Origin of the sequence: Actinoplanes sp. NPDC049265, from assembly GCF_043197135.1 — a bacterium.
Classification (GTDB): domain Bacteria; phylum Actinomycetota; class Actinomycetes; order Mycobacteriales; family Micromonosporaceae; genus Actinoplanes.
On the sequence record NZ_JBICSP010000011.1, the window covers coordinates 143,875 to 167,426 of the forward strand.

Sequence of the window (23,552 nt, forward strand, 5' to 3'; positions counted from 1 at the left end):
CCTCATGGAAGGACCTGGCCGGTCAGGCCCAGATGATGTCCCCGAGGGTCTGCATCGAGGCGTCGGAGACCGAGACGCTGGCGGGAGCCGCAACGGCGGCCTGCGCGGCGCCGGCGACGCCCACGCCACCGAACACGGCGGCGAGCACGAGCGCGAAGCCGGCGAGGCGGCTCAGCTTCCTTGCGGACATCTATGACTCCCGTAAAGAGAAAAGGTGGTTCCGTTGGGGGGTGTGATGATGGTGCCACACACGTTGTGCGTCGGGCATCGTCCTTCGGCGGGTCAGGACCGCCTATACCGAAATCCTGGCTGAACGGCTGAGTTACTCACGAAACTCAGCCGCGCGATATTGAGAGCTTTGAGTCCGATTTAACGGTATACGTGAGTCCAATTCGCACCGCTTCGTCAGGCCGACTTGACGTCAGGCGGCCTTGACGTTTGAGTGTTGACATGAGTACTCCCGACGAACTGGAACGCGCCCACACGCTCTCCACCGCCACAACGCGTTACGACGAGCTGAGGATGCGGGAGGCGCTGGCCGCGATGGACAGCGACGGCGAGTCGCCACTCGGGCGCGACGAGTCGCTCGAGCTGCTCGCACTCAGCGAGGTCGTCATCCGCAAGGCCGGGTACGGGCGGCAGGCCATGGTCCGCAGCGCTCGCGCCGCCGGCGCGTCCTGGACGCGGATCGGGGCCGCGCTGGGCACCAGCAAGCAGGCGGCGTGGGAGGCGCACAACCGCTGGATCGAGGACCAGGCGCGCCAGCACGAGATCTCCGGGTACGAAGGTTTCGACCCCGACCAGGCGCGGTCGGCCCGGGGCCTGGCCGGCGAACCGGACTAGGCGGTCGCGGCCGGGCGATCGGTATTGCTGTAGGCACTCCAGGAACCCGGATAAAGGCGGCCGGCGCCGAGGCCGGCGTATTCCATCGCGAGCAGGTTGTGGCAGGCGGTAACGCCCGAGCCGCAATAGGAGATGACGTCCGTACCCGGCTCGATACCGACGAAATTGCCCCGAACCACTTCGACGCTCTTGAACCGGCCATTCGCGTCGACATGGTCACGGCACGGAACATTCCGGGCGCCTGGGATGTGGCCGGCGCGCGGGTCGATCGGCTCACTGTCGCCGCGGAACCGCTCCGGCGCCCGCGCGTCCAGCACGGTGTTGCGCCGGTCGGCCGCCTCGTCGATCGTCGCCAGGCGGTCCGCCGGCCACGGCCGCACCGAGAAGACCGCCGGGGTCCGGCTGGGCGGTTCGGTGTCCAGATCCCCCGGGTACGCGGCCAGCCCGCCGTCCAGCAGCGCCGCCTCGTGGCCGGTGGCACGGAGCATCCAGACCAGGCGGGCGGCCATCACGCCGCCGCTGTCGTCGTACGCCACCACCCGATCCTGATCGGCCAGCCCGAGCTGGGCCATCCGCGCGGCGAACGCCCCCGGATCAGGCAGCGGATGCCGGCCCTCGGTCGGCGGCGCCCCGTGCGCGGCCAGATCCGCGTCCACGTCCACGAAGATCGCCCCCGGCAGGTGTCCCCCGTCGTAGGCGTCCCGGCCGCGCCGGCCGTCCAGGTAGTAACGGACATCGGCGAAGACCACCCGGTCGAGCGCGCGGGCCGCGGCCAGGTCCAGAACGGGAGGGATCATCGGTGCTCGTCGACCTCTTTCTGCCGCTTCGGGCGGTATCGCACGATCGCCCACAACGCGAGGATCACCGCGACCACCGCGGTCACGATGCTCGTCTTCTCCCCCGGCAGCTTGGTGCCCCCCACCAGCAGGATCAGCGCAACCCCGAAGAACAGGTGATAGAGCCCTGCCTCACGGACCGACCCGAACGCACGGGCGGTGCTGGCCGGGGCCTGCCCGGTGACCAGCACCTTCACGCCGAAGCCGGTCAGGGCCAGACCGATCAGACCACCGACGACGAGTGTCCACGTACTCGTGTTCATGGTCCGATTCTGCGGCCCCCGGCCCGTTTTCTACCGGTAGTTGGTGAACTGCAGGGCGACCCCGAAGTCCTCCTGCTTGAGCAGCGCGATCACGGCCTGCAAGTCATCCCGCTTCTTGCCGGTCACCCGCAGCTGGTCGCCCTGGATCTGCGCCTGGACACCCTTGGGCCCCTCGTCGCGGATCTTCTTGCTGATCGCCTTGGCCTTGTCCGCCTCGATGCCCTCGATCACCTTGCAGTCGATCTTGTACGTCTTGCCCGACTGCCGCGGATCGCCCGCCTCCAGCGACTTCAGCGAAATGTTCCGCTTCACCAGCTTCTCCTTGAAGACGTCGAGCGCGGCGCTGGCCCGCTCCTCGGTCTCCGAGGTGATCGTCACCCCGTTCTCACCCGACTGGGCGAGCGTGGTGCCGGTGCCGCGAAAGTCGAACCGGGTACCCAGCTCCTTCTCAGCCTGGTGGAACGCGTTGTCGACCTCCTGCCGGTCGACCTTGCTCACGATGTCGAACGACGGGTTGGCTGCCATGATCAAACTCCGTTGGGTCTGCTGTTGCTCGGGCCAGTCAGTGCGTCGGCCGGGGCTGTCCGACATGCCGACCGTACCCGGTTGTGGAGGCACCTTGGCGGACGGCTATCCTGTTGTCCGCTGCCACGTTGGGGGCTCGACCCCTGGCGTGCGGATGGCGAGGCGGGTTGCCCGAGCGGCCAATGGGAGCGGACTGTAAATCCGTCGCGAAAGCTACAGAGGTTCGAATCCTCTACCCGCCACAAGCAGCAAGAAACGGCCCCTCACCTGCTGAAACAGCAGTGAGGGGCCTTCTTCGTGAGTCTCACTCGTGATCACTCAGGATGGCTCAGACTCGGTCGCTGTGCCCAATACGTGCCCACGGGGACGGGGCAAGATCACTCGGTCGATTCGTCGACCTCCGGCAGTTCTTCGTAGCGCTCGGCGATGCGGTCCATGGCTGCCCGCTCCTCCCCAAAGATCCAGCTTGCGTACACGGCTAGTAGCACCTTGATGCCGTGACCAGCCCACCGCGCCACCAGCGCCGGGGAGATCCCCATGCTGAGCCACAGCGACAGGCAGGCGTGCCGAAGCTGGTACGGCACGGTGGCCAGCGGCGACCGGTACTCGGCAGGCGTCAGTGTGGCCTTGCGTGCCTTGCGCCACGCGGTCGAGATGGCGTTTCGGGTGACCGGTCGCCCGGCCGTGGGCACGTACATGCCGCCCGGCCCACGTCGGGTGACGAAGAGCCGGCCGTTGGTTCCGGGTGGCCACTTCTTGATGTGCCGGTCAAGCAGTGCGCACAGCGGCGGCGAGGCGGGGACGTCGCGGACAGCCTTCCGCGACCGGTGCTTGAGCCCTCGGTCCTCGGTCGTGTCGTCCGTGTCGCCCCAACTGTTGCCGATCTCCACGGTTGCCCCGGTGAGGTGTAGCCAGCCCCATTCACCCTTCCGGGTGGGACGCTCGTACTCGTCATTGGTCAGGTGCAGGGCTTCCTCGGGCCGCAGCCCGGCGAAGTAGAGAGTGCCGAAGAACGCCTCCAGCTCGGGCGTGGTCTGGCGGACCCCTACGAGGAGTCGCCGCGCCTGCTGTTGGTTGGCGACGGCCCGCCGGTCGATCTCTTCGTCCTCGGCCGTGGGCGCTGACCACTTGACGTTGTCCATCGGGTGGCCGGTGAAGTGGCCCAGCTCGACCCCGTAGCGGAGCGCGCCACTGAACACGGCCCGCTTCCGATGGACCGTGCTGGCGGCGGCGGCCCGGCCGTCGAGGGTCAGCGCCAGGCCGTCGAGCACCTTCCGCACGAGGGGCGCACCGGCAAGATCGGTGAGATTGACCGTGTTCTCCGCCACCCACGCGACAGCCGGAGCCAGATCGGGCGGCGGCGGCCCGGCGTCGCGACGGTTCTTGTTACAGACGTAGGTGCGCAGGGCCTTGCGTAGCGTCGCCTCGGGCGGCATGCCCCGCGTCGAGGAGAGCAGCAGCATTGTTGCTCCGGCCAGCGTCTCGGCGATGCCCTTGCGGTGGTTCGCCGAGGCGCGCGGCCACTTCAGGTCCACGAAAGCCACGACGTGCTCGTACCAGCTTCGGGTGTTCAGCGCTCGGGCCATCGGTTCGGGCAGCCCGCAGCGCTCATCGAACGCGACGCCTTCGCGCTGGGCAGTGATCAGCTTCGCGCGGAAGCTCTCGGCGAGTGCGTTGGTCTTGAAGCTGTCCCCGAACCGCTCCCCCGCCACCTGCCAGCGGACCCGGTAGGTGAAGGTCGGCTTGCCTGCCCTCTTGCTCTTGCGTTCCTCGATCTTGTAGACGCGAACGTCGTAGCTGCTCATGCGGCCTGCGGCTCCTCACGGCTCGACAACCAGGCGTCGTAATCGGTGCGGCGGATGCGGATTGATCGGTTAGGGAGCTTGTAGGTCCTGGGCGCCTGCCCGAGTGCCTTCCAGCGGAAGAACGTCGATCGCGGGACGTCCAGCTCGGCGAGGAATTCGTCCAGGGTCAGAAAGGTGCGTGCCATCGGGTCCGGCCTCCCATTGGCGAGGTGATACGGGGCGCTGTGCGTGTTGCTGGCAGGTATTCAGGGCGTGACCGTCCGGGGTGGACGGTGCAGGGAGGGTCTCGGCAGAAAGGCGTACAGCGACCCACTGAGAGCCGCGCTGAGCCAAGATCTCGACTATCCGAAGGTGTTAAGTAAGGGTCTGAGCTGAAACAGGTTGGATGCTCCCTGTTTCAGCCGATCCGAGCCGGTCACGGCCACAGCTCCGGCTGACCGGGGCTGTCACTGCCGTTTTCGCAGCTCACGGGCGGTTGAGTGACACCAGTGACAGCGGTGACACCCGGCACCCGGTACCGGCCGCCAGGCTCGGCGGCAAGCTGGCCATCGGCGAGCATCCGCGTGCAGGTCTGGCGCACGGTGTCCGGCTTGAGCCCGATGCCCTCGGCGATCGTCTTCGGGGTGGAGCCGGGTGCCTGCCGCAGCCAGCGCAGGATCGCGGCCCGGGTGTCGCCGATCTGGTGGTCCTCGGCCGGGCCGTCGAGCATCTGCCACGCGCCCGCGTCGGCGTTGAACGTCAGCGCGTACTCGGACTCGTCGACGTCGCGGCCGGTCACGTGCAGGACACCGTCACCCTGGTTACGTGCCCGCTTGAGCACGAGCGTGGCGTCTGCCGCTCCGGCGAGACCGTTGGTGCCGGACACCTCGGTCAGGAAGTCGTCGGATCCGGCCTTGCGGACGTGGTGCACGAGCACGAACGCCACGCCGTAGTCATCGGCAACCCGCTTAGCCCGACCCACGGCGGCATAGTCCGCGTCGTACGCGGAGGCGCCAGGGGCGGAGTTGCCTCGGAGCTTGGCGAATACGTCGATGATGACCATCCGGGCGTCGCGGTTGCGGTCGAGCCATGCGGCGATGGCCTGATCTCCGCCTTGGGGCAGCGGCGGGCACTCGGTGGCCAGCGTGAGTCCGGCCGGGGCGGGCCGTCCGGCGAGGACCTTCCCGAGCCGGTTCTGTAGCCGGCGGGCGGTGTCCTCCAGGGCGAGGTATAGCACCGGTCCCGGGTCGACGTCGATCGCGCCGAACGCCTTGCCGCCCATGGCGACGTCGAGGCCGAGGCCGAGCGACATCCAGGACTTGCCGACCTTCGGCGGCCCGCAGAGCAGGTTGCAGCCCTCCGAGAGCACCCCGGGTACGGCCCACTTGGGTGGGGTGAACTCCATGGCCATGATGTCGGCGGCGGTCCAGGAGGTGCGGATCCGGCCGGGGTTCTTCGGCGCAGGTGACAGGACCTCGCCTGCGTCGTCCGGGCCGACGACGTGCAGGGTCGGCCGTTCGGCCGGTGCGGGTTGCTGTGTCATGAGGTCACCTGCCGTCGTTGTGGTGGTCGAGGACGATGCGGCCGATGTGCTCGGCGACGTCGGGCACGACGGCGTTGCCGAGGGCGGCGAGGCGGTCCACCCGGTCGGGAAGCCCATAAGCCACTCGATCCACTGCGGGTTCGGTCGGCCACCGATCAGGTCGGGGATGTTCAGGCCGTTCTTGCGGGTGGCTAGACGTCGGGTGATCCCGGCGGGGCTCAAAGCACCCCGGCGGGCATCGGCTGTCTTGGGTGTGGGCCAGGACGAACAGCCGGGCGCGTGGGTGTGGGGCGCCCATTGCGCAAGCTCGGACAACGCCGGCGCGGGCGGTGTAGCCGAGGTCCGCCAGGTCGGCCAGGACGCGGGCGAGTCCTCGGGTGCGGTGGCCGAGGACGTTCTCCCCGATGACGTAGGTGGGTCGCAGGGCGTGGATGACGTCGCCCATGGCAGGCCACAGCCACCGTGGGTCGGCGTCGCCGAGACGCTTTCCCAGGGTGGACTCGCCTTGGCAGGGGTAGCCGCCGGCGACGACGTCGACTCGGGGGCGGGGCTCGGAGTGCCACCAGGCGGCGGCAGTGCGTACGTCGTCATGGGCGAGGGCCTCCGGCCAGTGGCGGTGCAGGACGGCGCGGCAGAACGGGTTGATCTCGACGTGTCCGACGATGCGCATCCCGGCACGCTCAAGGCCGAGGGACATCCCGCCGATGCCGGCGAACAGCTCCAGCACGTTGAGCGCCTCGGCGGTCATGCCGCCACCGTCCGGGGGCGGCGGGCGCCGGCGGTGAGCCCGGAGCGGATGGTGCGCAGCGTCTCGAAGCGGGTCAGCCCGATCGAAAGCGCGGTCTGTTCGAGCAGCGTTGCGGCCTGGTCGACCGGCAGGGCGCCTCCGGCGGCGAGCTGGCCGAGGGCGACGGCGGAGAAGTAGAGCGTGTGGTTGCGTTCGCCCTCGGGGGCCGTGCGGAGGTGGTCGAGCTGGCGGGTGATTGCCGCGTTCACGTACGCCCCGGCCCGGCCGTGCGGCAGGTCGACGGTGACCGGTCGCTGTGCGGGCAGCGGCGCGGGCCGCAGCCGTTCGGCGAGCCAGGCGGGCAGGTCGGCCACGTCGGCGTCGCGGGTGACGGTGTACGGGCGGCCCGCGACGGTGGAGCCTGCGGCGACGACGTAGCCGCCGTGGGCGCGGGTGTCGACCAGCCAGCCGAGGCCGTTGCCGCGTTCCCCGGCGGTGTTGCGCAGCGCCGGGCCGCCGGCCGGGTGCCGGTAGTACAGGTGGGTGCCGCCCCGGCCGGTGCCGACGGTGTAGGTGTGCCACGCCTCGGGTGTGCCGTCGTCGTCGTGGCGGGCGCAGAGCAGCCCGAACACGTCCACGCCGTTGCGGCACAACGGATCCGACCACTCGGCGGGTGCGGTCTGTCCGTCCTTGGGCGTGTCCAGGTCGATGACGACCAGCCCTGACGGGCCGCAGGCGATGCCGACGCCGTACGGCCCGGAGTTCCAGCAGCGGCGGATGCGGTCGGCGTCGACCGTGGCGCGGGTCTCCCAATCGCGGACGGCGGGACGCTTGTCGTCGGGACGGAGCGGGAAGACGGGCCAGCCGCGCGCGGCGGCGGCGAGGGCATGCGCGAGGTGATCGGCGTGGATCCGTTGGGGCGTAAAGGCTTGCGGCATGACGGGTCCTCTCCGGGTCAGGCGGTGGCGTGGCAGGTCAGGCATTCGCCGAGTGATCGCGGGATGTAGTAGGGGCGCAGCTCACGGCAGGTTGGGCAGGTGCGTCGGGCGCGCAGCGCGGCCCGGACCGCGCGGAGCTGGGCAGGCGTCGCGGGGCGCTTCGGGCGGGCAAGGTCAAGGCGGTACAGGTACGCGGCCCGGGTCCCACCGACCCCGGTCCAGAGGACTTGTGCGGCGATCGGTTGACGGCCGGGACGCAAACCCTGGTCGCGGAGCTGACGGCGGGTGGCGTAGCCCTCGGGAGCGCCGCGCCACCAGTAGGTCGGCAGGCCGTACCGGGCGCCCTCGGGATCCCAGTACGCGGCCCGTAACCGCGCCATCAGCCAGCCCGCCGGTCGATCGCGGGCCGCTCGGTCCGGCCGCGCAGCACACCGGGCCTGACCGCGACGGCGGCGAGCAACTCGCGCATAAGCCGCAACGTCGCGGTGATCTGCCAGCGGGCGCCGGTTTCGGTGCTATGCAAGGGGATTCGGGCGCGGATCTCGGCGTATTCGGTGTTGCCGGCGCGGACGCGGGTGATGACGGCCCGGCCGCTCCCGGCGTCGGTGATGAGGTCAGCAGAACGGTGCTCGTTGATGCCGCAGCGGTGATCGCGGGTGCACCAGTCGGTGTGCTCGGTGGGCTGGCGGTGGAAGCGGGCCATGGTCCGGGCGGTCATCGGTTGCCCGCCTTGTACTCGCCGCGCAGGTACTCGTAGACGCGGCGGCCGATGCGGACGCGGCGGCCGGTGCCCTCGCAGCGCGGGCAGAGCCGGAACGACTTGGTGAAGATCTTCGAGAAGAGTTTGCCGGTGCCGTGGCAGCGGCGGCAGTGACCGAACGGGAACGCGGCACACATGAGCAGGTAGAACGCTGAGTAACCGAGGGTGGCGAGGCTAGCTAGCAGGGCGAGGGAGTCCACGGAACGCCTCCAGAGGCGGTTTCAGGGCAAGAAGGGCCAGCGCCGCTAGGGACTAGGGCGCTGATCAGGGGTTGTGTGAGGTGCTAGCAGGGGTGCTAGGTCTAGCAGGGGGTGCCGCTAGACCTAGCACCCTGCACGGGCTATCCGGCCCGCCGCTTGGCGTTACGCTCGGTCACAGCGCTCAGGACGTGGTCACGTTCGATACCGCGCCGGTTCTTGCCCTTGCCATCGGCGGGGTCGGTGCCCCATACCTGCCCGGGGTTGATGCCGTAGGTCTTGAGCGCCAGGGTCAGCTGGTCCCGGGTCAGGTCGGCGTACGCCTCGGGCCGCAACTCGGTGAGCCGCTCCAGGACGGTGTCGGTCCACACCTTCGCCTCCGCCACGGGGATGACCGCGAGCACGTCATCGAGCAGCGTGTCCCGCCGTGCCGCCGGGGTCACGGTGGCCTGTCCGGCGGCGTGTCCGGTCAGCGTGCCGGCTGCTTGCCGGCCTGCGTACGCCCGCTCGATGATCTGCTCCACGGTGGGGCCGTTGAGGTAGTACGTCTTGGTGATCTGCGCTTCGTCGGCCGCGCCGATGAGGTAGCCCAGGCCCTTGTCCCGCTTGGTGAACATGGTGGCCCGGATGCCGTTCTTGTACGTCGAGGTGCCGAGGATCATGTCGTTCTCGGTCTGGCCCATGACCCGCAGGCAGAACCTCGTGCCAGCGTTGGCCGAGACGCCGGTGGGCAGGCTCTTGGCGTCCGGGCGCTGGGTGGCGAACAGCAGAATCACGCCCAGGGCACGACCCAACTTGATGATCTTCTCTGCCAGCTCGCAGGCTTCTTTGCCGAACTCCGGGTGGGTGAACAGCTCTTGGCACTCGTCGAACGCGGCGATCAGCCAGTGCAGCCCGAGGCCCTTGCGGCGGGCGAGCTGTGCGGTGACCTTGTTGTCCGGGCAGACGTGCTTGGGTAGGCGCTTGATGATCGCGGCGCGTTTGATGCACTCCTGCCGCAGCTCCCGCAGGGCAATTAGGCCGGCTTCGGCGGTGTCGTCGTCCATGCCGGACTCGTACCGAGCGCACACTTTGGCGATCGGGTCGAGGCCGCCGGTGCCTTTGAAGTCGAACGCCCAGATCTGCGCGTACGGCTCGAGGGCGGCGTAGATGAGCGGGAGCTGGGTGGCGGCTCGCGGTGGAATTGCGGCCGCACATCGAGGCCGCATTCGACCGGCCACACGTCTCGATCGACTTCGCCGGATTCTCCGGCGAGACGCTGCGAGACGCGGTCGCCGAGGCCCTCGACAAGGTGCGCAGCGGCCGACTCGCCCCGGAGACGATCGCGGTACGGGTGCTGATCTCTGACATGACGGTGCCGATGGCGCTGCCCGCACGCGCCGAGACGCAGGCCGACGATCCGGCCGTGCGGGAACGCGCCGAGCGGATCACCCGCCGCGCCGCAGACGGCATCATCGACCAAGTCGCCGAGCTGGGTGACCTGGGGCTAGTCCGCTCCACCACCGTCGAAGTCCGGATGCACCGGGCATCGCCGCTGTTCAAGCTCTACATCATCAACGGTGAGGAAGTGTTCTACGGCTTCTATCCCGTCGTGGAGCGCACCGTTTCGATCAAGGGTGAGCCCACAGCCATCTACGACTTGATGGGCAAGGACGTGCCGCTGTTCCACTACGCCGTGACCGACGATGACGCGTCCAATGGCACCCAGTTCGTGCAGGCGTCCCGTCAGTGGTTCGACTCGATGTGGTCGACGATCGCCTACCGGTACGACGGATGAGCGCCAGCCTCGCTCGGCTGCTCGCCGAGGTAGACGCCATCCTGCTCGACTTCGACGGCCCGGTTTGCAGCATCTTCGCCGGCTACCCGGCACCCAAGGTCGCTGCGGAATTGGTCGACCTGCTGCAACGCCAGGGGGTCACCATGCCACCGGGCCTGACGACCGAGCCGGACCCGCTCGAAGTCCTGCGCTGGGCCGGTACATCAGGAGATCCGGGAGTCGTACGGATGGTGGAGGATGCGCTGTGCGCGGCCGAACTTCGTGCCGTCGCGAGCGCCGGACCCACGCCGTACGGTCGGGAGGTGATCGTCGCGGCCCGGCAAGCAGGCTTGCCCGTGGCGGTGGTCAGCAACAATTCGGCCGGGGCCGTGACCGCCTACCTGACAGCGCACCGCCTGGCGGCGTACGTGTCGCCGATCGTGGGTCGGGCGCATGCCGAGCCACGACGGATGAAGCCCAACCCTGAGCCCATCCTGCGCGTCGTGCACACCCTCGGGCTGGCGCCGGATCGCACCGTTCTCGTCGGCGACTCGCTGTCAGACATCGAAGGCAGCCGCGCCGCCGGCGTTCGGTCCATCGGCTACGCCAACCGGCCGCCAAAGGCCGAGGCGTTCCGACAAGCCGGGGCAGACGTCGTGATCGACAGCATGGGGGCAATCGCCAGCGTGCTGATCGACCGGGCCGCTGGCTCGCCTCGCGCTACCGAGTCCAGCGAATGAACCGGGTGAAGATCTCGTCCAGCGGCATGCCCCGGATCTCCTCGGCGGCAGCTTCGAGGTAGACCCACATCAAAATAGCGCGCTCGACCCGGTTCATCGTCGCCATGAACGCCTCGCGGGCCGCGTCGCACGGCCAGGGCTTGCGGCACTGCTGGCAATCCCACGACGGCCGGTGCGCGATGTGCTCGGTGACCTCAGTCCCCCGGTCGTCGGGGTTCTGCGGTAAGCGGTAGTTGACCATCGGGGCCTCTTCGCATCCATGTCGAACGGGCCGAAGGGAAGCGGCGGGCAGGGCGCCCGAGGTGTCTTGCGGCGCGTCGTCCGTCGCCTCCATTTAGTGAAGGCTACACGTGTACACGTCAGGTGTTAACAGATCAGGCACACTTCGAACGTAACCCGGACGTGTACCTAGCGTGATCGGCTATGAGGTTGATGGGAACCGCCGAGATCGCCAAGGCGCTCGGGGTAGGGCGGCAGCGGGCGTACGTCATCTCGCGGCAGCGTGGGTTCCCTGAGCCAATGGACACGCTGGAGATGGGCGCCGTGTGGGACGCCGAAGTCGTCGAGAGGTGGATTCGGGAAAACCGCCCGAAGCTCGCCGAAGATCCAGAAAGCACCGACTGAGACTTCGAGGTTCCTACCTGCGGATGAAGCGCTCGGGTGAGTACCGCCTAGTCTTGGTGCTCGTCATAGACGACAACGCGGGGAGCGGCAGATGGTCGACACGTTGGTTCTTCGCCTCCAACCCTCATGGGATCCGACATGGGGCGAGATCCAGGTTTCTCCTGCTTACCGCGATGAACTCAGGGCAGCGCTTGACGCAGCCGATGTGCCCAACTCTGAGGTCATCAAGGCGAGCGCGGGCGAGACCTTGGCCTGTGTCGGGATCTTCGCTGGGGCCGCCGCGCCCCTGTTCAAGGCGCTCACTCCGGCCCTCAAGGCGTTCCTGAGCAGGCACGACAATAAGCGTGTCGAGATTCAGCTAGGGGATGAAACCGCCACCATGGTCGGCTACTCAGCGAAGCAGGTCGAGTCCATCTTGTCGAAGGCAGACGAACGAGAAGAGAAGCGAGCCGCCCAACAGCGCGAGCTTGACGGCGGGCACGGCTAGCCGTCCTCTTGTTGCAAGGCCGCTTCGACCCAGCGGCGGGAAGCTTCGTCCTGGCCATAGATGCACTTCCCGTAGACCCTCATAAGCACCGGACGCTGTGCCCTGCCCACTTGCCGACCTGTGTGGCCGGCGCTCCCTCGTTGAGCAAAGCGGTACGAGGGAGCGCCGCAAGTCGTACGGACAGCCAGCTAGCGGGGACCGGACCTGTACGGGCGTGAGGGCGGCCTCACGGACGTCTCGCCACGCCTTCCCGTAGGAGTTGCTCTGGATGGTTGGGCTGCCGTCGGGCATGTAGCGACCACCCGGGCTTCGACGGGTGACGAACGGCCTGCCGTCCGGGGCGGGTCTGCACTCAGCGATTTGGCGGACGAGTAGAACATAAGCGGCGGCGGGGCGGGCACCGATGGAGTCGCATTCTTTGCACGGTGCTTGAGTCCGCCCACCCGGCCTTCAAGAGGTTCAAAAAGCTCATACTCCGGGGTCGCCAGCTTGATCGCTGCTGTCCGAGCGAGCGAATCAGCCCAGATCTTCGCCGCTGACAGGCAAGGCACGTGACAACGCAACGGGATCGCTCATCAGACCGAATTAATCTGGCCCATGGTCAGCCGCGTAGCCGGGACTATTCGTCCGCCCCATGCAAGAATTTCTCAACTCGCTCACGAATAGCCGCCAATTCTTCGCGTTTCGGATCTACTTTGCCCAAAGCGCGGTATTGCTCTTGCAGAATGTCGTTCGCGTTTACTTCCTCCCACTCCGCCAGACCTAAGGAAGCCTTAGTTCGCTCGACCCATACTCCCTTCCCATTCTCCGGTGATCCCTCATGACCTTCCATATCGAGCAAAAGAGCCTCAGGGTTTAAACCCGGAAGGTAATCCAGGTTCCGGTACGTCCATTCCATGATCAGTCGTTGCAGTTGAAACTTTTGGGTCCCGACCCCACCCGGCCCCCTATCAAGCGGCAGTTTGAGCGCCACGCCCAGAGCATCGCCTAGCGCGCCCTCAATGCTCGCTTCTACCAGCGTGCTTGGATCGGGGAGTACAGTGGATGGCCGCTGATCGCCATCAAGCAGAATGAGGCAACGTTTACGCTTCGTGAGCGCTAGATTAGGGAGAAACTGGCTCTTGATCGTTCCTGCGCCACCGGGCAGAACCTCGATTGCTAATCGGGAGTTTGGTCCCTCTCCCAATGGCCTCGTTGCCGTTCGCACGATTGAAGCTGCGAGCTTGTCCTCGACGTAGACTGTCCACCGTTCCGCTGGCAGCAGTCCAAGCCTGAAGAATGCGTCGACTGGATCCGTTCGTTGACTGACGAGATCAACCTTCCCGTCACTCTCACTCCGCAGAAAAACTTTGATTGCAGAAGGAGGCAAGTCACTGACGATTGCGGGTGCGTGGGTAGAGACAACCACTTGATGACGCTTGCTCTTTGCTTGCTTGGCAACAAATGCCATCAACTGACGCTGGGCTCCAGGATGAAGAGACACCTCGGGCTCGTCGAGCAAGATCAGAGACCGAGGTTCGGCGTCAGTAATTGCTTTGACCAACATGACAACGGCAAATTCACCGCTCCCCGCGAAGGCTTCGGAGTAGCGGACTCCCACAGACTTAAGAACGACAGTTGCTCCCGGCACGTCGAAATAGCTATGGACAAGGACGTCGATGGAGTCGTACTCACGTCCGAGAATCAGGGAAATCGCCTCAACTTGCTGCTTGCTCAAGCTGACGGCAGGCGAGATTATTCGCTCTTTCTGATAGAAAGTATGACTGGCGACCTTCCCGCTTAGTGCGTAAGACACATACGTTGCCCTCCGGCGAATATGAGACTTCTTAGTCGCAGGCGTCGTGCCCTTACGGTAGGGAGAGTGATAGAAAAATTTGTCATACGCGGAAAGCTCAGATCTGAAGTCTAGATAAACCACATTCTTTGGGAGTGTTTTCCATCGAGTGGCGGTACGATCCGCAGGCATAGGCCCACCCTTAGGAATCGGCGTCATCCTTGCCATGCCGTCCTGTAGGATGGGGCGAGCGGGTTCGAAGTAGTCCGGGTCACCTTCTCTGGCGATCCTTGACTTCACGACTTCGACTACCTCGCCAACGGACTGAGCTAAGTAACCATAGATAAAGCGATGACGATCTTCAGGGATAATCGGGTCCAAGTTCGTAGAGAACCAATATTGGCCAAGGTTGGTGTTTTCTGGGGCACCCTGCAACGCCCTTAGGATGGCAGTCTTGTTCGTTCCATTGGGGCCCACGAGGGCAGTGACGGGATGCTCGAAGTCGACATGAGTACCGTCACGAAGTCCACGAAAGTGTGGAAACCTGATGTGCCTGATGAAGGGCTCTAGCTGGTTGGCCGCCAGCATCTTCGCCAGATCGCCATGCACCGGGTCCACAGGACGTCCTCCTGAAGGGCGTAGCACTGGAGGCCACACTCGTCCGTCCATCCTGGTCGTTGCTGGGGCGTGGTGTCCAGTAACCGAACCGACCTCTCATACCCGGTCTGCGGGCCGAGAACCACCCGGGGGGACTGCTCGGCATCGACACGCGCCGGCCGTACGATCCCGCCATGCCGAAGGACGACCCGCTACGCCCACTTCGCGACGCCCTCATGCAAGGCGTCGACGGCCTTACTGAAAACCAGCTGAAGATAGTCCGATCCGTCGTGGATGCCCTGAAGGTACCTATCGCTTTCGAGAGCGGCCACCACAGCGACTTCGTCGACGCAACCTTCGCCGAGATGATGTCGAACTTCTTGGTCCTTCATCATGCGCTGCACGAAGAAGCACTCAGCAAAAAGCCGTTCGAATACGTGTTCAAACAGTGCTTGATCGCGCAGGGTCATGATGCCCAGCTCAATATAACGCCGGGCGCCTACCCCTATGACGTCATCGGAGCTGGAACGAAGTGGTCACTCAAGACGGAAGCTGCTGCGGGTATATCGGTCAACCAGATTAAGATCGAGAAGCTCATGGAGGCGCGATGGATTAGGGAATGCGTTACACCGGAAGCTTGCGCGACCGATGTTCGAGAAAAGCTGCCGAGGCACTTGGCTGGCTATGATCGGATTGTGGTAATGCGGGCGTTCATGCGCCCCGAAGCCGTCATCTATCGCCTACAAGAGATCCCAGTTCGAATCCTCGTAGACCTCTTCGAGAATGCAAGTCCGGCCGAGTTCAGCAAGACAGGTAAGTCACCAAGCTTCGGCGCCAATTTCACCTACCCTGGCCACCAGGGCAGGACCTTCCGAATCTTGCTGGACTCAAGCGTCGAAAAGGTTCGGCTGTGGTATCAGACCTCACGCGCTATCGATCATGGTTCGTGGATGATTCCCCGCAATCAAGAGCTAACGATTAAAGACTAGAGAAGCGCCAGCTGCTTATTGCCAGTGTCGATCCTTACAAGATCCGACGATGTCAGGTGGGTATTCGCAAGAAAGACCTGGTCCATATCCGGCTGCTTGCCGGAAAGCATCCAATTCACGACGTGAGCCAGCTGAAATGAGATCAAGGGCGGAACTGCATCTCCGACCTGCCGATAGAGGTTCTTCCGGCTTGTTCCCACGAAGCGGTAGTCGCTTGGAAAGCCCTGAAGGATGGCCAGCTCGCGCACAGTACACTGACGGTCTTGCTCCGGATGCGCGTAACGGCCGTTCCCGACATGCGAGCACTCACGCTTGATCGTCGGCGCGGGCCGGCTCCAGGCCATCCTTCCATAGACATCACAGTATGCGTTCAGGCGTCCAATTTCGACTGCGCGCCTCATGGAGGGAATGAGGTACTTCTCGGTATCGGGGTCCTTGAGGAGATCCGGCCAGCTGCCCCCGTCATGGGGCATCGCCCGGATACGCTCCAACGAATCCCCTGCTAGTAGTGGGCTGGTGTGATTGGGATCGTGCGGGTCCGTCTGTCCTGTGACAATAGCGGGAAGCCACTTGATGGCTCGCTCGACTGTCACAGCAGCGGGATTAACTTTGTACCCATCCCAGAGATCCTCCAATGACCTCATTGGGTACTCGTCGCGAACAGCAATCACCAGCGCACGTTCACGTTGCTGCGCCAAACCAAAGCGGGTCAACAGGTGCGAAGAGGCGTGGACGCGGAAACCTAGCGTCGCCAACTTTGCGTAGAGTGCTTCGTAATGGTGCCTAAAGTTGCCGTTCAAGAGCTGTGGCACATTCTCCATCACGATTACCTTTGGGCGGAGGGCGGCGGCAAAGTCAGCCACCCGCGCTACTAAGGAATTGCGAGGGTCATCCTCGACATAGTTTCTGGATATCGCCCGGGAGAATCCGGTGCACGGAGGACAGGCCAATAGGACATCGAGCTGTTCGTCAGGAGCGATCTGCGCTGCTAACTCTGTTGGTTCAACGGCAGAAAGGTCGACGTGTAGAGGAGCGATGCCCATGTTGGCCTCGTACGTCGCATTGCACCCAATAGCGCCGTGCCCCGTGCTTGGCTTGCCGACCTCTACGTCCGCAGCGCCAACCATGGTGAAGCTGTCATGAGCATGGAATCCATAGCTCATGCCGCCACCGCCGGAGAACAGGTCGATGGTTGAGTACGTTGACTGGCGCAAGCTAGTTCCTCCTCGTGACGTCCGTACGTTACTTGGCCAGCGGCCGTACAGCCGAGAGCCCGCACCGGACTGAGAACAACGGCACGTTACCGATCATCCCAACTCAAGTCAAGTCAAGTCAAGCTCCGCCGTTCCGTTGGTAAGGGATGCACCTTGGTAGCTTCTTGGCGTGGAATCGGAGGGCGAAGCACTGCGCAGCCGTCTGGCGTCGGTGCGCGCCGAGATCGCGTCCGTCGTCACAAGGCTTGAGAAGCTCCAAGATGAGGAGTATGGCCTGGCGCTGTCACTCGCTCGTCTTGCCGACGCTCCCCCGCCCGAACGCATGGGTGGAGTCAAGAGGCCGACCTCTCTCACTCGGCGTCGGATCACACCGGTCATACGATCCTTGCTCACTGAGGCAGCAACCCCTCTCGATCGCCACGCCATAGCTGAAAGGCTCGCAAGCAACGGGTACGACGCGACGGTCGATGCCGTAAGCGCAAGCCTGTCCTACCTCCAGCGTGACGGTTCGGCCGTGAACGTGGGTGGTATGTGGACGGCGCAGCCGCGGCAGCCCCCTCATACGAGCGCCTAGGTCTGGCGGGCGTCCCGACTGTCCCCGCTGTCTCCAACCCTGGCGGTGTGCGCTGCGGTTGACGGGTGCGCACCGCTGCTGCCCGCATACTGCCCAATGCGCTGCGGGTTCCAAGTGTTCGCCCCGGTAACAGCCGTGCTGCGACCGGTCTTGAAACCCGGTGAGCTCTCTCTGCACGGATTCAGGGCGGCCCACTTCGCAGGCCGCTTGCGCCGGCCCAGCAGGGCTGGGCCGGAGGCCCGCCGCTCGGGGAACCCGCGCTCGGCACGGGTCGGCGTGTCACTGGTGTCACTCTTGTCACTGGTGTCACTCCATCGCGGTTTAACTGCGAGAACGAGCGTGACCAGTGAGTGACACCGAGCCGGTCAGCCGGTCCCGGCTTACTTTCTCAGGGTTGCTGCCCACAGCGGGCGCATCGCTTCCCGCGCCTCATCCGGCGCTGGCCTTCTAGGGAAGGTGCTGTCCCCGTCCCAGTAGAGGCAGTCCACGCCGTAGGTGTGCAAAAGCCCGATGTCCGCGTTGCTGGGCTCGGCCGGGAAGAGAGCGGTCAGCCTGCCGACCGGGGCTGTCACGTTGACCGCGTAGTCCAGGAGCTGGCCGAGAGCGTCACGGACGTAGCGATGTACAGCGCCTCGCTTCGCTTCGATGATCTCGCCGGTCTCGATGATGTAGAGATCGGTGTGACCGACCGCCGACAGCAATCGGTGGTCGCCTGAGCCGGCGATGCTTTGTCGGTAGCGTGCGAGCAGGGCCGCCTCGGCGCGGCGAACGACGACAGTGCCGGACGTACGTTCGTAGCTGGTGGAGGTTACGTGGGTCTTCTCCGCGTCGACGATCTCGGCAGGGATACCCAATGCAGCGAGCAGGGCTTCCCCCGCCTGTTGGTCCTGGACGGCATGGTCGGGCTGGGACGCAAACCCGGTGGCCAGGTCGGCAGCGAGGCGTTCGGCGTCATCGACGCCGTAGCCAGGGACGGCGAGGCGTAGCCGTATCCGCTTGGTGCTGTTGCCCGGCCGTCGCGCATCCGAGGCCTGGCCGATAGTCATCTGGGCGTTGGTGAGGTGCCGCCGGAGGGCCGGAAGGTCTGGCTCATCCGCAAGTCGGACCGGGCCGGGGAGCAGCGCTCGATCGGCTTCTGGAATCTGTCGCCGCTGGGTGGCGAGGGAGTCGACAACCGCGGCTTCGACAACTGCGCCGAGGTCTCTCAGCCGGGCCAGGAGGAGTTCGAGAGCGGGCCGGTAGTCGGTGTTCCGTGCCGCCCTGGCGGCTGACTTGCCGCTCATGCTCTCAAGGACGATCGCGAGGTGACCGCCGTCCACCTCGGCGGTGTACTCAGCGTCGATCGGCACGCCCCGGTCGTCGATCAATTGCATGCTGGCCAGCCTCGCATGGGGGTACGACAAGGTTCGGAGTCGAAGCAAGTTCCGACGCAGCCGGGCAGACAGTGACCGCGGAGTGACAGTCCGAGATCAGTCGCCCTGTTTCAGCCCTCTCCCCTATGCGTCCCCACGACGTACAGATTCCGACCAAACTGCCTGGTCATGGCCCTTGTGGTGACAGGACTGTAAATCCGTCGCGAAAGCTTCAGAGGTTCGAATCCTCTACCCGCCACCACAAGCGCAAAGAGGCCCCTCACCTGCCGAACCGGCGGGGAGGGGCCTTCTTCGTCGGTCCCGCTCAGGAGTCGTCGACCTTCAGCCCCGCTCAGGAGTCGTCGACCTTCAGCGTCGTCCCGTTGCTCTCCCACACCCGCCTGTGAGCGGAAACTGGACTACACGCGAGTCGCACCGCACGCATCCAAGAGGGCGGTCTCGTTGTGCCTCGCCGGTGTGTCGCTTCCAGGGCGCCGTGCCGCCTACGGTGCCCCGGCCAACGACCTGACCGAGAACCTGGCCGCGGCGAATGCACAGCAACGCCCGCTCACGGACGGGCATCCCGGCACGTCAGGGACAGTCAGAGGCACGGACTGCACATCCGTCGCGAAAGCTTCAGAGGTTCGACCGGCTACACGGTGCCGAGATCAGACGCCTACCGGGTCGTACGCCGCCGCCGGCACCACGCCCGGCTCAGTCATGACCGACGCCGGGGCTACGCGCTAGCGGTCGCGTGGAGGCCGGCCAGGATGACGTCGACGATCTTCTCGGCGACCTCGCGGGTGAAGGGGTGGCGTCGCCGGTTGACGTAGAGGTACACCGGGCCGGAGAGCAGTTCGATGAAGAAGTAGCTGTCGACCGGTGGGATTTCTCCCTTGGCGGCGGCGCTGTCGAATCGGCGGCGGGCGGTGGCGAACTGCTGGTCGTAAGCGGCCCGCACCGCCTCGTCGAGTTCCGTGTGCCCGGGGGCCGCGATGGCGGCCTGCATCAGGGCCCGTCCGGTCGGGGTGGTCATGCGTTCGGCGAGCACCAGCAGGAAGTCGACCAGATCTCGGCGGAGGTCGCCGGAGTCGTGTAGGGGTGCGGACTCCTCCGCATACCGCTTCAGGGCGGCGCTGACCAGCTCGGCGCGGTCGGGCCAGTTGCGGTAGACGCTGTTCTTGTTGACTCCGGCGAGTTCGGCGATCTCTTCGTAGCGCAGCCCGGCCACGCCGTTGCGGGCGACGAGCTCGGTGGTCGCCGCGAGGATCTGCGACCGCACCCGAGCGTTACGGCCACCCGGCCGCGCGGCCGGGCGTACGCCGGCGTCGCTCGCCCCGGCGGTCTCCTTGTCCTGCGCCACGCCTCGATTCTCACACCTGCCTCCCGGGTGGACACGACGGCGGAGCGCGAGCTACCTTAAAGCGACAGCTAGTCTCTTTAAGGATGTGATGATGATGAAGACGTTCAAGGCCGGCCAGATCGAGATCGCCTACGCCGAGTCCGGCGCCGGCGAGCCGGTGATCCTGCTGCACGGCGGGGAGAGCACCCACATCCAGTACGACACGTTCCGGCCCCGGCTTGGTGACGGCATCCGCGCGATCGCCTACGACCAGCGTGATTCCGGAGCATCGGTCAACCCGCCCGAGCCGTACGGCATCCCCGACCTGGCCGCGGACTGCGCCGCGCTGATCAGGGGCCTCGGGTACGAGCGAGCCCACATCTTCGGCTCCTCGTTCGGCGGCTTCATCGCCCTGCAGGTCGCGGTCTCGGATCCCGGCGTCGTGCAGTCGCTGACGGTCGGCGCCACCTTCTCCGACGCCTCGGCCCTTCAGGCGCCCGTGGCCTCGGAGATCGTCGAACTGTCGCCCTCGCAGCGCGACGCTCGGATGCTCGCCTTCGCCCTGTCCGACCGCGGGCAGGCCGACGAGGAGATGGTGGCCGAACTCAAGTCGGTCCTGGTCCACCGCTCACCGGAGGCGGATGCGCGACGGCTGGCCGCCATCCCGGGCTTCGACATCACCGCGCGACTGCCCGAGATCACCGCTCCCACCCTGCTCATCTACGGCGAGGACGATCCCGCCGCTCACCCCGACATCGGTCGGAAGATCGCCGCCGCCATCCCGGGGGCGAGGCTGGCGGTGATTCCGGGGGCACGCCACGGAATCACGATCGAGTTCGCGCAGGAAACCGCCCAGCTGCTTCGCGATTTCGTGCTCGCGCACCCCGTCAACGTCGATGGTTTGGAGTACGCATGAAAATCCTTGTCTCCGGCGCGGGTGTCGCCGGTCTCGCACTCGGACGTGACCTCGGGATGCGAGGCCATCACGTCACCATCGTCGAGCGGGCCGAACGGCTCCGGGGCAACGGTTCGCCCATCGACGTCCGCGGCGACGCGATCGAGGTCGCCCGCAAGATGGGAATCCTGACTGCGGTCCGCGACGAGCGGATCAGCATGACCGAGCAGGTGCACTTCGTCGACGAGAACGGCGCGGCCGTCGGCCGCCTGCCCGAGGACATCGGCGATTCGCCCGACGACATCGAGATCACCCGCGAGGACCTGTACCGGATCCTGGCCGACGCACTGCCCAACCTCGTCGACCTGCGTCTGGGCGAGTCGGTGAACTCGATCGCCGAGCACGACGACGGGGTCGATGTCGGGTTCGCCTCCGGCAACGCGGAGGGCTTCGACCTGGTCCTCGGCGCCGACGGGATGCACTCGGCGGTGCGACGGCTCGTGTTCGGTCCGGAGCAGAACTGGATCCGGCATCTCGGCCTCTACGTCGCCATCTTCGACATGCCCGACGAGGCTGACGCCGAAGCCGAGCGGATCAACCCCATGTACAGCTATCCCGGGCACATGGCCGGCATCGCCCGGTTCAAGGACAAGGCAATCGGCCTTCTGATGTTCGCGTCGGACCCCATCGACTACGACTACCGCGACGTCGAAGCGCAGAAAAAGATCCTGTCCGACCAGTTCGCCGACTGCCGTTCGTGGAAGGTCCAGCCGATCCTCGAAGCGATGCGCGCCGATCCCGACGTCTACTTCGACTCGGTCAGCCAGATCCACATGCCGGCCTGGCACAGAGGCCGGGTCGCGCTTGTCGGCGACGCCGCCCACTGCGCATCCCCGCTCGCGGGGCGGGGCACCTCCCTGGCGATGACCGGAGCTCAATTCCTCGCTGAGGAACTCGACCGATCGAACGGAGATCACGTCGCGGCTTTCCCGCGATACGAGGCCCGCCAGAGGCCCTATGTCGAATTCGCCCAGGGAACGGTCAAGGAGGGTGGCGCGCTTCTGGTGCCACTCACCCAGGAAGCGATCGTCGCACGGAACCAGCTGCTCCAACCGGTCACTGTCGGTCACTAGCGCACTGGCGGGCCCGCTACCCGCCGCATGTTCGGTGGCTCACGACCACAGTCCGGCTGTCCCCCTGCTGTCCCCCTCGTTTTCGCTGCTCACAGCGGGTTGGGGGACAGCGGGGACACCAGGGACTCGATACCGGCCGCCGGTGTCGGCGTGTGGGCGGATCGATCATGCGTGTCCGCCGCCATGCGGGTCGGCTGCTGTCAGGGTTGCTGTCAGAATTCAAGCTGCGATGGTCGTCGAGTGGGACGCTGAGGTGTGCGCATGCCGAATGATGTTGAATTGGATCAAAGTGCGGTTTGGTGAATCCGGACACCACAGAAGCCACCAAGTCGAACCGCGGCGTCGGGCGGGCACGGGCCTGAAACGCCGCTCAACCGAGGGCCTCGCGGAGGCGGGCGGCCGCCCGCTCGTCGGCTCGCGCCATCGGACCGGAGGGGAAACCGGCGATCGCCGCGCCGGCCAGTAGCGCGCCGGCCGCCATCACGAAGGCCCACGGCAGGCCGCCGGGCTGGTCGACGATCACGCCGGTGAGGGCGCCGCCGGCGGCGCTGCCGGCTACCGAGACGGTGACGATCCAGGTGAAGGCCTCGTTCAGCATCGAGGCGGGGGCGATGCGGCCGACCAGGCCGTTCTCGACGGTCAGGGCCGGCGCGATGGTGGCACCGGCGATGACCAGGGCGCAGCCCATCACCGCGGGACCCGCGGGGCGCGACAGCAGGGACAGCAAGGCGAAGCTGACGCCGACCAGGGCGAGCAGGCCGGCGAACTGCTTCGGCAGGGCCATGGTGGGACGGCGGGTGCCGAACCAGAAGCCGCCGACGGCGCTGCCCAGGCCCCAGACGCCGAGGAGGATGCCGCCGAGGCTGTCGCCGCCGCCGTGTTGTTCGGCGTACGCGGGGACGACCACGCCGCCCGCGCCGAAGGCGATGCCCAGTGCGAACACGCAGGCCAGCAGGGCGGGGAAACCGCTCGTGGACAGCGGGCCGAGGCCTCGGGTGCGGGTGGCGGCGGCGTGTTCGTGGCTGCGGCGCATGACGGGCAGCCGGGCGATCCACAGCGTGCCGGCCAGGGTGGTGGAGCCGGCCGCGATGATTGCCGCCGCGGGGCCGCCGGTGATGACGATGAACCCCGACACCAGCATGGGCCCGAGTACGAAGACCAGCTCGAACAGCGACGTCTCGGCGGCCAGGGCGGCCTGGCGGAGGTCGTGCTGCCCGGAGCCGACCTCGGTCATGTCGGTCCAGGCACGGCGGATCGCGGCGGTGGCCGGTGGGAACGTGGCCCCGGCGACGCCGGCCGCGACCACGATCAGGGGCAGGGCGTCCTCTCCGCCGCGGCTGGCGATCAGCAGGCCGGCCAGGCCGAGGGGATGCGACACGGCGGTGACCGTCAGCACGGGGCGGGAGCCGGCCCGGTCGGCCAGCCGCCCGGCCAGGGGGCTGACGGCGGCGCCGGCGATCGCGTACACGGCTCCGGCGAGGCCGGCGGCCGCGTACCGTCCGGTGGCGTTCTGCACCAGCAGCAGCAGGGCGAGGGGCGTCATGCCGATGCCGAGCCGGGCCAGGATGCCGACGATCCACAGGACGGGTGTGCCGGGCATCCGCCACACGCTGAGGTATTGCCGCAGCGCGGTCACGGACCCACCCCCAGCATGTTTCC

26 protein-coding genes, 1 tRNA gene and 1 pseudogene are annotated in these 23,552 nt (G+C 66.4%); 9 read left to right on the forward strand and 19 right to left on the reverse strand.

Annotated elements, in window-relative coordinates:
• Positions 1 to 22 precede the first annotated feature (22 nt).
• Positions 23 to 190, reverse strand: a complete 168-nt coding sequence (locus tag ACGFIO_RS25535) for a hypothetical protein (RefSeq protein ID WP_392829245.1) — start codon at positions 188 to 190, stop codon at positions 23 to 25.
• 260 nt (positions 191 to 450) lie between these two features.
• Here ACGFIO_RS25535 and ACGFIO_RS25540 point away from each other — a divergent pair, with 260 nt between their 5' ends.
• Positions 451 to 843: a hypothetical protein gene (locus ACGFIO_RS25540; RefSeq protein ID WP_392829247.1), complete on the forward strand. Its 393-nt coding sequence runs from the start codon at positions 451 to 453 to the stop codon at positions 841 to 843.
• On the opposite strand, the gene ACGFIO_RS25545 is transcribed toward ACGFIO_RS25540, so the two are convergent.
• Genes ACGFIO_RS25545 through ACGFIO_RS25555 form a run of 3 tightly spaced genes read right to left on the reverse strand, consistent with a single transcriptional unit; the run spans position 840 to position 2,467 of the window.
• Entirely contained in the window at positions 840 to 1,640 is an 801-nt protein-coding gene (locus tag ACGFIO_RS25545; RefSeq protein ID WP_392829248.1) for a sulfurtransferase, read from the reverse strand. The two genes, ACGFIO_RS25540 and ACGFIO_RS25545, sit on opposite strands and share 4 nt — an antisense overlap.
• On the reverse strand, positions 1,637 to 1,942 hold the full coding sequence (locus tag ACGFIO_RS25550; protein WP_392829250.1) for a hypothetical protein: 306 nt from the start codon (positions 1,940 to 1,942) through the stop codon (positions 1,637 to 1,639). The genes ACGFIO_RS25545 and ACGFIO_RS25550 overlap by 4 nt, the downstream gene beginning before the upstream one ends.
• 30 nt (positions 1,943 to 1,972) lie before the next feature.
• Positions 1,973 to 2,467, reverse strand: coding sequence for a YajQ family cyclic di-GMP-binding protein (locus ACGFIO_RS25555; protein WP_392829252.1), 495 nt, complete (start codon positions 2,465 to 2,467; stop codon positions 1,973 to 1,975).
• A gap of 161 nt (positions 2,468 to 2,628) precedes the next feature.
• On the opposite strand from ACGFIO_RS25555, the gene ACGFIO_RS25560 reads away from it, so the two are divergent.
• Positions 2,629 to 2,709 (forward strand) — tRNA-Tyr (locus ACGFIO_RS25560).
• Between the two features lie 135 nt (positions 2,710 to 2,844).
• Here ACGFIO_RS25560 and ACGFIO_RS25565 read toward each other — a convergent pair.
• The 9 genes from ACGFIO_RS25565 to ACGFIO_RS25605 form a co-directional block, all read right to left on the reverse strand.
• Positions 2,845 to 4,272: a tyrosine-type recombinase/integrase gene (locus tag ACGFIO_RS25565; RefSeq protein ID WP_392829254.1), complete on the reverse strand. Its 1,428-nt coding sequence runs from the start codon at positions 4,270 to 4,272 to the stop codon at positions 2,845 to 2,847.
• Positions 4,269 to 4,457, reverse strand: a complete 189-nt coding sequence (locus tag ACGFIO_RS25570; RefSeq protein WP_392829256.1) for a helix-turn-helix transcriptional regulator — start codon at positions 4,455 to 4,457, stop codon at positions 4,269 to 4,271. The genes ACGFIO_RS25565 and ACGFIO_RS25570 overlap by 4 nt, the downstream gene beginning before the upstream one ends.
• A 230-nt stretch (positions 4,458 to 4,687) precedes the next feature.
• The gene (locus ACGFIO_RS25575; protein ID WP_392829258.1) at positions 4,688 to 5,794 is read right to left on the reverse strand and encodes an AAA family ATPase; all 1,107 of its coding nucleotides are present in this window, start codon (positions 5,792 to 5,794) and stop codon (positions 4,688 to 4,690) included.
• Positions 5,795 to 5,798: 4 nt separating this feature from the next.
• Positions 5,799 to 6,542, reverse strand: coding sequence for a DNA cytosine methyltransferase (locus tag ACGFIO_RS25580; protein ID WP_392829260.1), 744 nt, complete (start codon positions 6,540 to 6,542; stop codon positions 5,799 to 5,801).
• Entirely contained in the window at positions 6,539 to 7,459 is a 921-nt protein-coding gene (locus ACGFIO_RS25585; RefSeq protein WP_392829262.1) for a bifunctional DNA primase/polymerase, read from the reverse strand. The genes ACGFIO_RS25580 and ACGFIO_RS25585 overlap by 4 nt, the downstream gene beginning before the upstream one ends.
• A 17-nt stretch (positions 7,460 to 7,476) precedes the next feature.
• The gene (locus ACGFIO_RS25590) at positions 7,477 to 7,839 is read right to left on the reverse strand and encodes an RRQRL motif-containing zinc-binding protein (protein WP_392829264.1); all 363 of its coding nucleotides are present in this window, start codon (positions 7,837 to 7,839) and stop codon (positions 7,477 to 7,479) included.
• Positions 7,839 to 8,177, reverse strand: coding sequence for a hypothetical protein (locus tag ACGFIO_RS25595; protein WP_392829265.1), 339 nt, complete (start codon positions 8,175 to 8,177; stop codon positions 7,839 to 7,841). The genes ACGFIO_RS25590 and ACGFIO_RS25595 overlap by 1 nt, the downstream gene beginning before the upstream one ends.
• Positions 8,174 to 8,419 (reverse strand): hypothetical protein, encoded by a 246-nt coding sequence (locus ACGFIO_RS25600; protein WP_392829266.1) that lies wholly within the window; start codon positions 8,417 to 8,419, stop codon positions 8,174 to 8,176. The genes ACGFIO_RS25595 and ACGFIO_RS25600 overlap by 4 nt, the downstream gene beginning before the upstream one ends.
• 140 nt (positions 8,420 to 8,559) lie before the next feature.
• Positions 8,560 to 9,624, reverse strand: coding sequence for a hypothetical protein (locus tag ACGFIO_RS25605; protein ID WP_392829268.1), 1,065 nt, complete (start codon positions 9,622 to 9,624; stop codon positions 8,560 to 8,562).
• On the opposite strand from ACGFIO_RS25605, the pseudogene ACGFIO_RS25610 reads away from it, so the two are divergent.
• Together ACGFIO_RS25610 and ACGFIO_RS25615 are read left to right on the forward strand one after the other, a co-directional pair.
• Positions 9,591 to 10,193 (forward strand): annotated as a pseudogene (locus tag ACGFIO_RS25610) (GntR family transcriptional regulator); the annotation flags it as partial. The gene ACGFIO_RS25605 and the pseudogene ACGFIO_RS25610 overlap by 34 nt on opposite strands.
• Positions 10,190 to 10,912 (forward strand): HAD family hydrolase, encoded by a 723-nt coding sequence (locus ACGFIO_RS25615; RefSeq protein ID WP_392829270.1) that lies wholly within the window; start codon positions 10,190 to 10,192, stop codon positions 10,910 to 10,912. The pseudogene ACGFIO_RS25610 and the gene ACGFIO_RS25615, both read left to right, overlap by 4 nt.
• On the opposite strand, the gene ACGFIO_RS25620 is transcribed toward ACGFIO_RS25615, so the two are convergent.
• On the reverse strand, positions 10,893 to 11,246 hold the full coding sequence (locus tag ACGFIO_RS25620; protein ID WP_392829271.1) for a hypothetical protein: 354 nt from the start codon (positions 11,244 to 11,246) through the stop codon (positions 10,893 to 10,895). The genes ACGFIO_RS25615 and ACGFIO_RS25620 overlap by 20 nt on opposite strands.
• Before the next feature lie 98 nt (positions 11,247 to 11,344).
• Here ACGFIO_RS25620 and ACGFIO_RS25625 point away from each other — a divergent pair, with 98 nt between their 5' ends.
• Together ACGFIO_RS25625 and ACGFIO_RS25630 are read left to right on the forward strand one after the other, a co-directional pair.
• Positions 11,345 to 11,536, forward strand: a complete 192-nt coding sequence (locus tag ACGFIO_RS25625) for a hypothetical protein (protein ID WP_392829273.1) — start codon at positions 11,345 to 11,347, stop codon at positions 11,534 to 11,536.
• 91 nt (positions 11,537 to 11,627) lie between these two features.
• Positions 11,628 to 12,023 (forward strand): hypothetical protein, encoded by a 396-nt coding sequence (locus ACGFIO_RS25630; protein ID WP_392829275.1) that lies wholly within the window; start codon positions 11,628 to 11,630, stop codon positions 12,021 to 12,023.
• 619 nt (positions 12,024 to 12,642) lie between these two features.
• On the opposite strand, the gene ACGFIO_RS25635 is transcribed toward ACGFIO_RS25630, so the two are convergent.
• Positions 12,643 to 14,415: an ATP-dependent endonuclease gene (locus ACGFIO_RS25635; protein WP_392829277.1), complete on the reverse strand. Its 1,773-nt coding sequence runs from the start codon at positions 14,413 to 14,415 to the stop codon at positions 12,643 to 12,645.
• 173 nt (positions 14,416 to 14,588) lie between these two features.
• On the opposite strand from ACGFIO_RS25635, the gene ACGFIO_RS25640 reads away from it, so the two are divergent.
• Positions 14,589 to 15,383, forward strand: a complete 795-nt coding sequence (locus ACGFIO_RS25640; RefSeq protein ID WP_392829279.1) for a hypothetical protein — start codon at positions 14,589 to 14,591, stop codon at positions 15,381 to 15,383.
• On the opposite strand, the gene ACGFIO_RS25645 is transcribed toward ACGFIO_RS25640, so the two are convergent.
• From ACGFIO_RS25645 to ACGFIO_RS25655, 3 genes are all read right to left on the reverse strand, one after another.
• Positions 15,380 to 16,597: a DNA cytosine methyltransferase gene (locus ACGFIO_RS25645; RefSeq protein WP_392829281.1), complete on the reverse strand. Its 1,218-nt coding sequence runs from the start codon at positions 16,595 to 16,597 to the stop codon at positions 15,380 to 15,382. The genes ACGFIO_RS25640 and ACGFIO_RS25645 overlap by 4 nt on opposite strands.
• Before the next feature lie 954 nt (positions 16,598 to 17,551).
• A complete protein-coding gene (locus ACGFIO_RS25650; RefSeq protein ID WP_392829283.1) occupies positions 17,552 to 18,544 on the reverse strand; it encodes a hypothetical protein in 993 nt (330 codons plus the stop codon).
• Positions 18,545 to 19,259: 715 nt separating this feature from the next.
• Complete coding sequence (locus ACGFIO_RS25655) at positions 19,260 to 19,886, reverse strand: TetR/AcrR family transcriptional regulator (RefSeq protein ID WP_392829285.1); 627 nt, start codon at positions 19,884 to 19,886, stop codon at positions 19,260 to 19,262.
• Positions 19,887 to 19,977: 91 nt separating this feature from the next.
• Between ACGFIO_RS25655 and ACGFIO_RS25660 the strand changes: the two genes are divergently transcribed.
• Complete coding sequence (locus tag ACGFIO_RS25660; RefSeq protein ID WP_392829286.1) at positions 19,978 to 20,781, forward strand: alpha/beta fold hydrolase; 804 nt, start codon at positions 19,978 to 19,980, stop codon at positions 20,779 to 20,781.
• Positions 20,778 to 21,893, forward strand: coding sequence for an FAD-dependent monooxygenase (locus ACGFIO_RS25665; RefSeq protein ID WP_392829288.1), 1,116 nt, complete (start codon positions 20,778 to 20,780; stop codon positions 21,891 to 21,893). The genes ACGFIO_RS25660 and ACGFIO_RS25665 overlap by 4 nt, the downstream gene beginning before the upstream one ends.
• A 370-nt stretch (positions 21,894 to 22,263) precedes the next feature.
• Here the strand turns inward: ACGFIO_RS25665 and ACGFIO_RS25670 are convergent, their stop codons facing one another.
• Positions 22,264 to 23,529 carry an MFS transporter gene (locus tag ACGFIO_RS25670; RefSeq protein ID WP_392829289.1) on the reverse strand — a complete coding sequence of 422 codons (1,266 nt, stop codon included), beginning with the start codon at positions 23,527 to 23,529 and terminating at the stop codon, positions 22,264 to 22,266.
• Positions 23,530 to 23,552 lie beyond the last annotated feature (23 nt).

What these genes read in the sequence shown, in the direction of transcription:
- ACGFIO_RS25535 (WP_392829245.1), bottom strand. Translation starts at nt 190, where the DNA reads ATGTCCGCAAGGAAGCTGAGCCGCCTCGCCGGCTTCGCGCTCGTGCTC.
- ACGFIO_RS25540 (WP_392829247.1), top strand. Translation starts at nt 451, where the DNA reads ATGAGTACTCCCGACGAACTGGAACGCGCCCACACGCTCTCCACCGCC.
- ACGFIO_RS25545 (WP_392829248.1), bottom strand. Translation starts at nt 1,640, where the DNA reads ATGATCCCTCCCGTTCTGGACCTGGCCGCGGCCCGCGCGCTCGACCGG.
- ACGFIO_RS25550 (WP_392829250.1), bottom strand. Translation starts at nt 1,942, where the DNA reads ATGAACACGAGTACGTGGACACTCGTCGTCGGTGGTCTGATCGGTCTG.
- ACGFIO_RS25555 (WP_392829252.1), bottom strand. Translation starts at nt 2,467, where the DNA reads ATGGCAGCCAACCCGTCGTTCGACATCGTGAGCAAGGTCGACCGGCAG.
- ACGFIO_RS25565 (WP_392829254.1), bottom strand. Translation starts at nt 4,272, where the DNA reads ATGAGCAGCTACGACGTTCGCGTCTACAAGATCGAGGAACGCAAGAGC.
- ACGFIO_RS25570 (WP_392829256.1), bottom strand. Translation starts at nt 4,457, where the DNA reads ATGGCACGCACCTTTCTGACCCTGGACGAATTCCTCGCCGAGCTGGAC.
- ACGFIO_RS25575 (WP_392829258.1), bottom strand. Translation starts at nt 5,794, where the DNA reads ATGACACAGCAACCCGCACCGGCCGAACGGCCGACCCTGCACGTCGTC.
- ACGFIO_RS25580 (WP_392829260.1), bottom strand. Translation starts at nt 6,542, where the DNA reads ATGACCGCCGAGGCGCTCAACGTGCTGGAGCTGTTCGCCGGCATCGGC.
- ACGFIO_RS25585 (WP_392829262.1), bottom strand. Translation starts at nt 7,459, where the DNA reads ATGCCGCAAGCCTTTACGCCCCAACGGATCCACGCCGATCACCTCGCG.
- ACGFIO_RS25590 (WP_392829264.1), bottom strand. Translation starts at nt 7,839, where the DNA reads ATGGCGCGGTTACGGGCCGCGTACTGGGATCCCGAGGGCGCCCGGTAC.
- ACGFIO_RS25595 (WP_392829265.1), bottom strand. Translation starts at nt 8,177, where the DNA reads ATGACCGCCCGGACCATGGCCCGCTTCCACCGCCAGCCCACCGAGCAC.
- ACGFIO_RS25605 (WP_392829268.1), bottom strand. Translation starts at nt 9,624, where the DNA reads ATGCGGCCTCGATGTGCGGCCGCAATTCCACCGCGAGCCGCCACCCAG.
- ACGFIO_RS25615 (WP_392829270.1), top strand. Translation starts at nt 10,190, where the DNA reads ATGAGCGCCAGCCTCGCTCGGCTGCTCGCCGAGGTAGACGCCATCCTG.
- ACGFIO_RS25620 (WP_392829271.1), bottom strand. Translation starts at nt 11,246, where the DNA reads ATGGAGGCGACGGACGACGCGCCGCAAGACACCTCGGGCGCCCTGCCC.
- ACGFIO_RS25625 (WP_392829273.1), top strand. Translation starts at nt 11,345, where the DNA reads ATGGGAACCGCCGAGATCGCCAAGGCGCTCGGGGTAGGGCGGCAGCGG.
- ACGFIO_RS25630 (WP_392829275.1), top strand. Translation starts at nt 11,628, where the DNA reads ATGGTCGACACGTTGGTTCTTCGCCTCCAACCCTCATGGGATCCGACA.
- ACGFIO_RS25640 (WP_392829279.1), top strand. Translation starts at nt 14,589, where the DNA reads ATGCCGAAGGACGACCCGCTACGCCCACTTCGCGACGCCCTCATGCAA.
- ACGFIO_RS25650 (WP_392829283.1), bottom strand. Translation starts at nt 18,544, where the DNA reads ATGCAATTGATCGACGACCGGGGCGTGCCGATCGACGCTGAGTACACC.
- ACGFIO_RS25660 (WP_392829286.1), top strand. Translation starts at nt 19,978, where the DNA reads ATGATGAAGACGTTCAAGGCCGGCCAGATCGAGATCGCCTACGCCGAG.
- ACGFIO_RS25665 (WP_392829288.1), top strand. Translation starts at nt 20,778, where the DNA reads ATGAAAATCCTTGTCTCCGGCGCGGGTGTCGCCGGTCTCGCACTCGGA.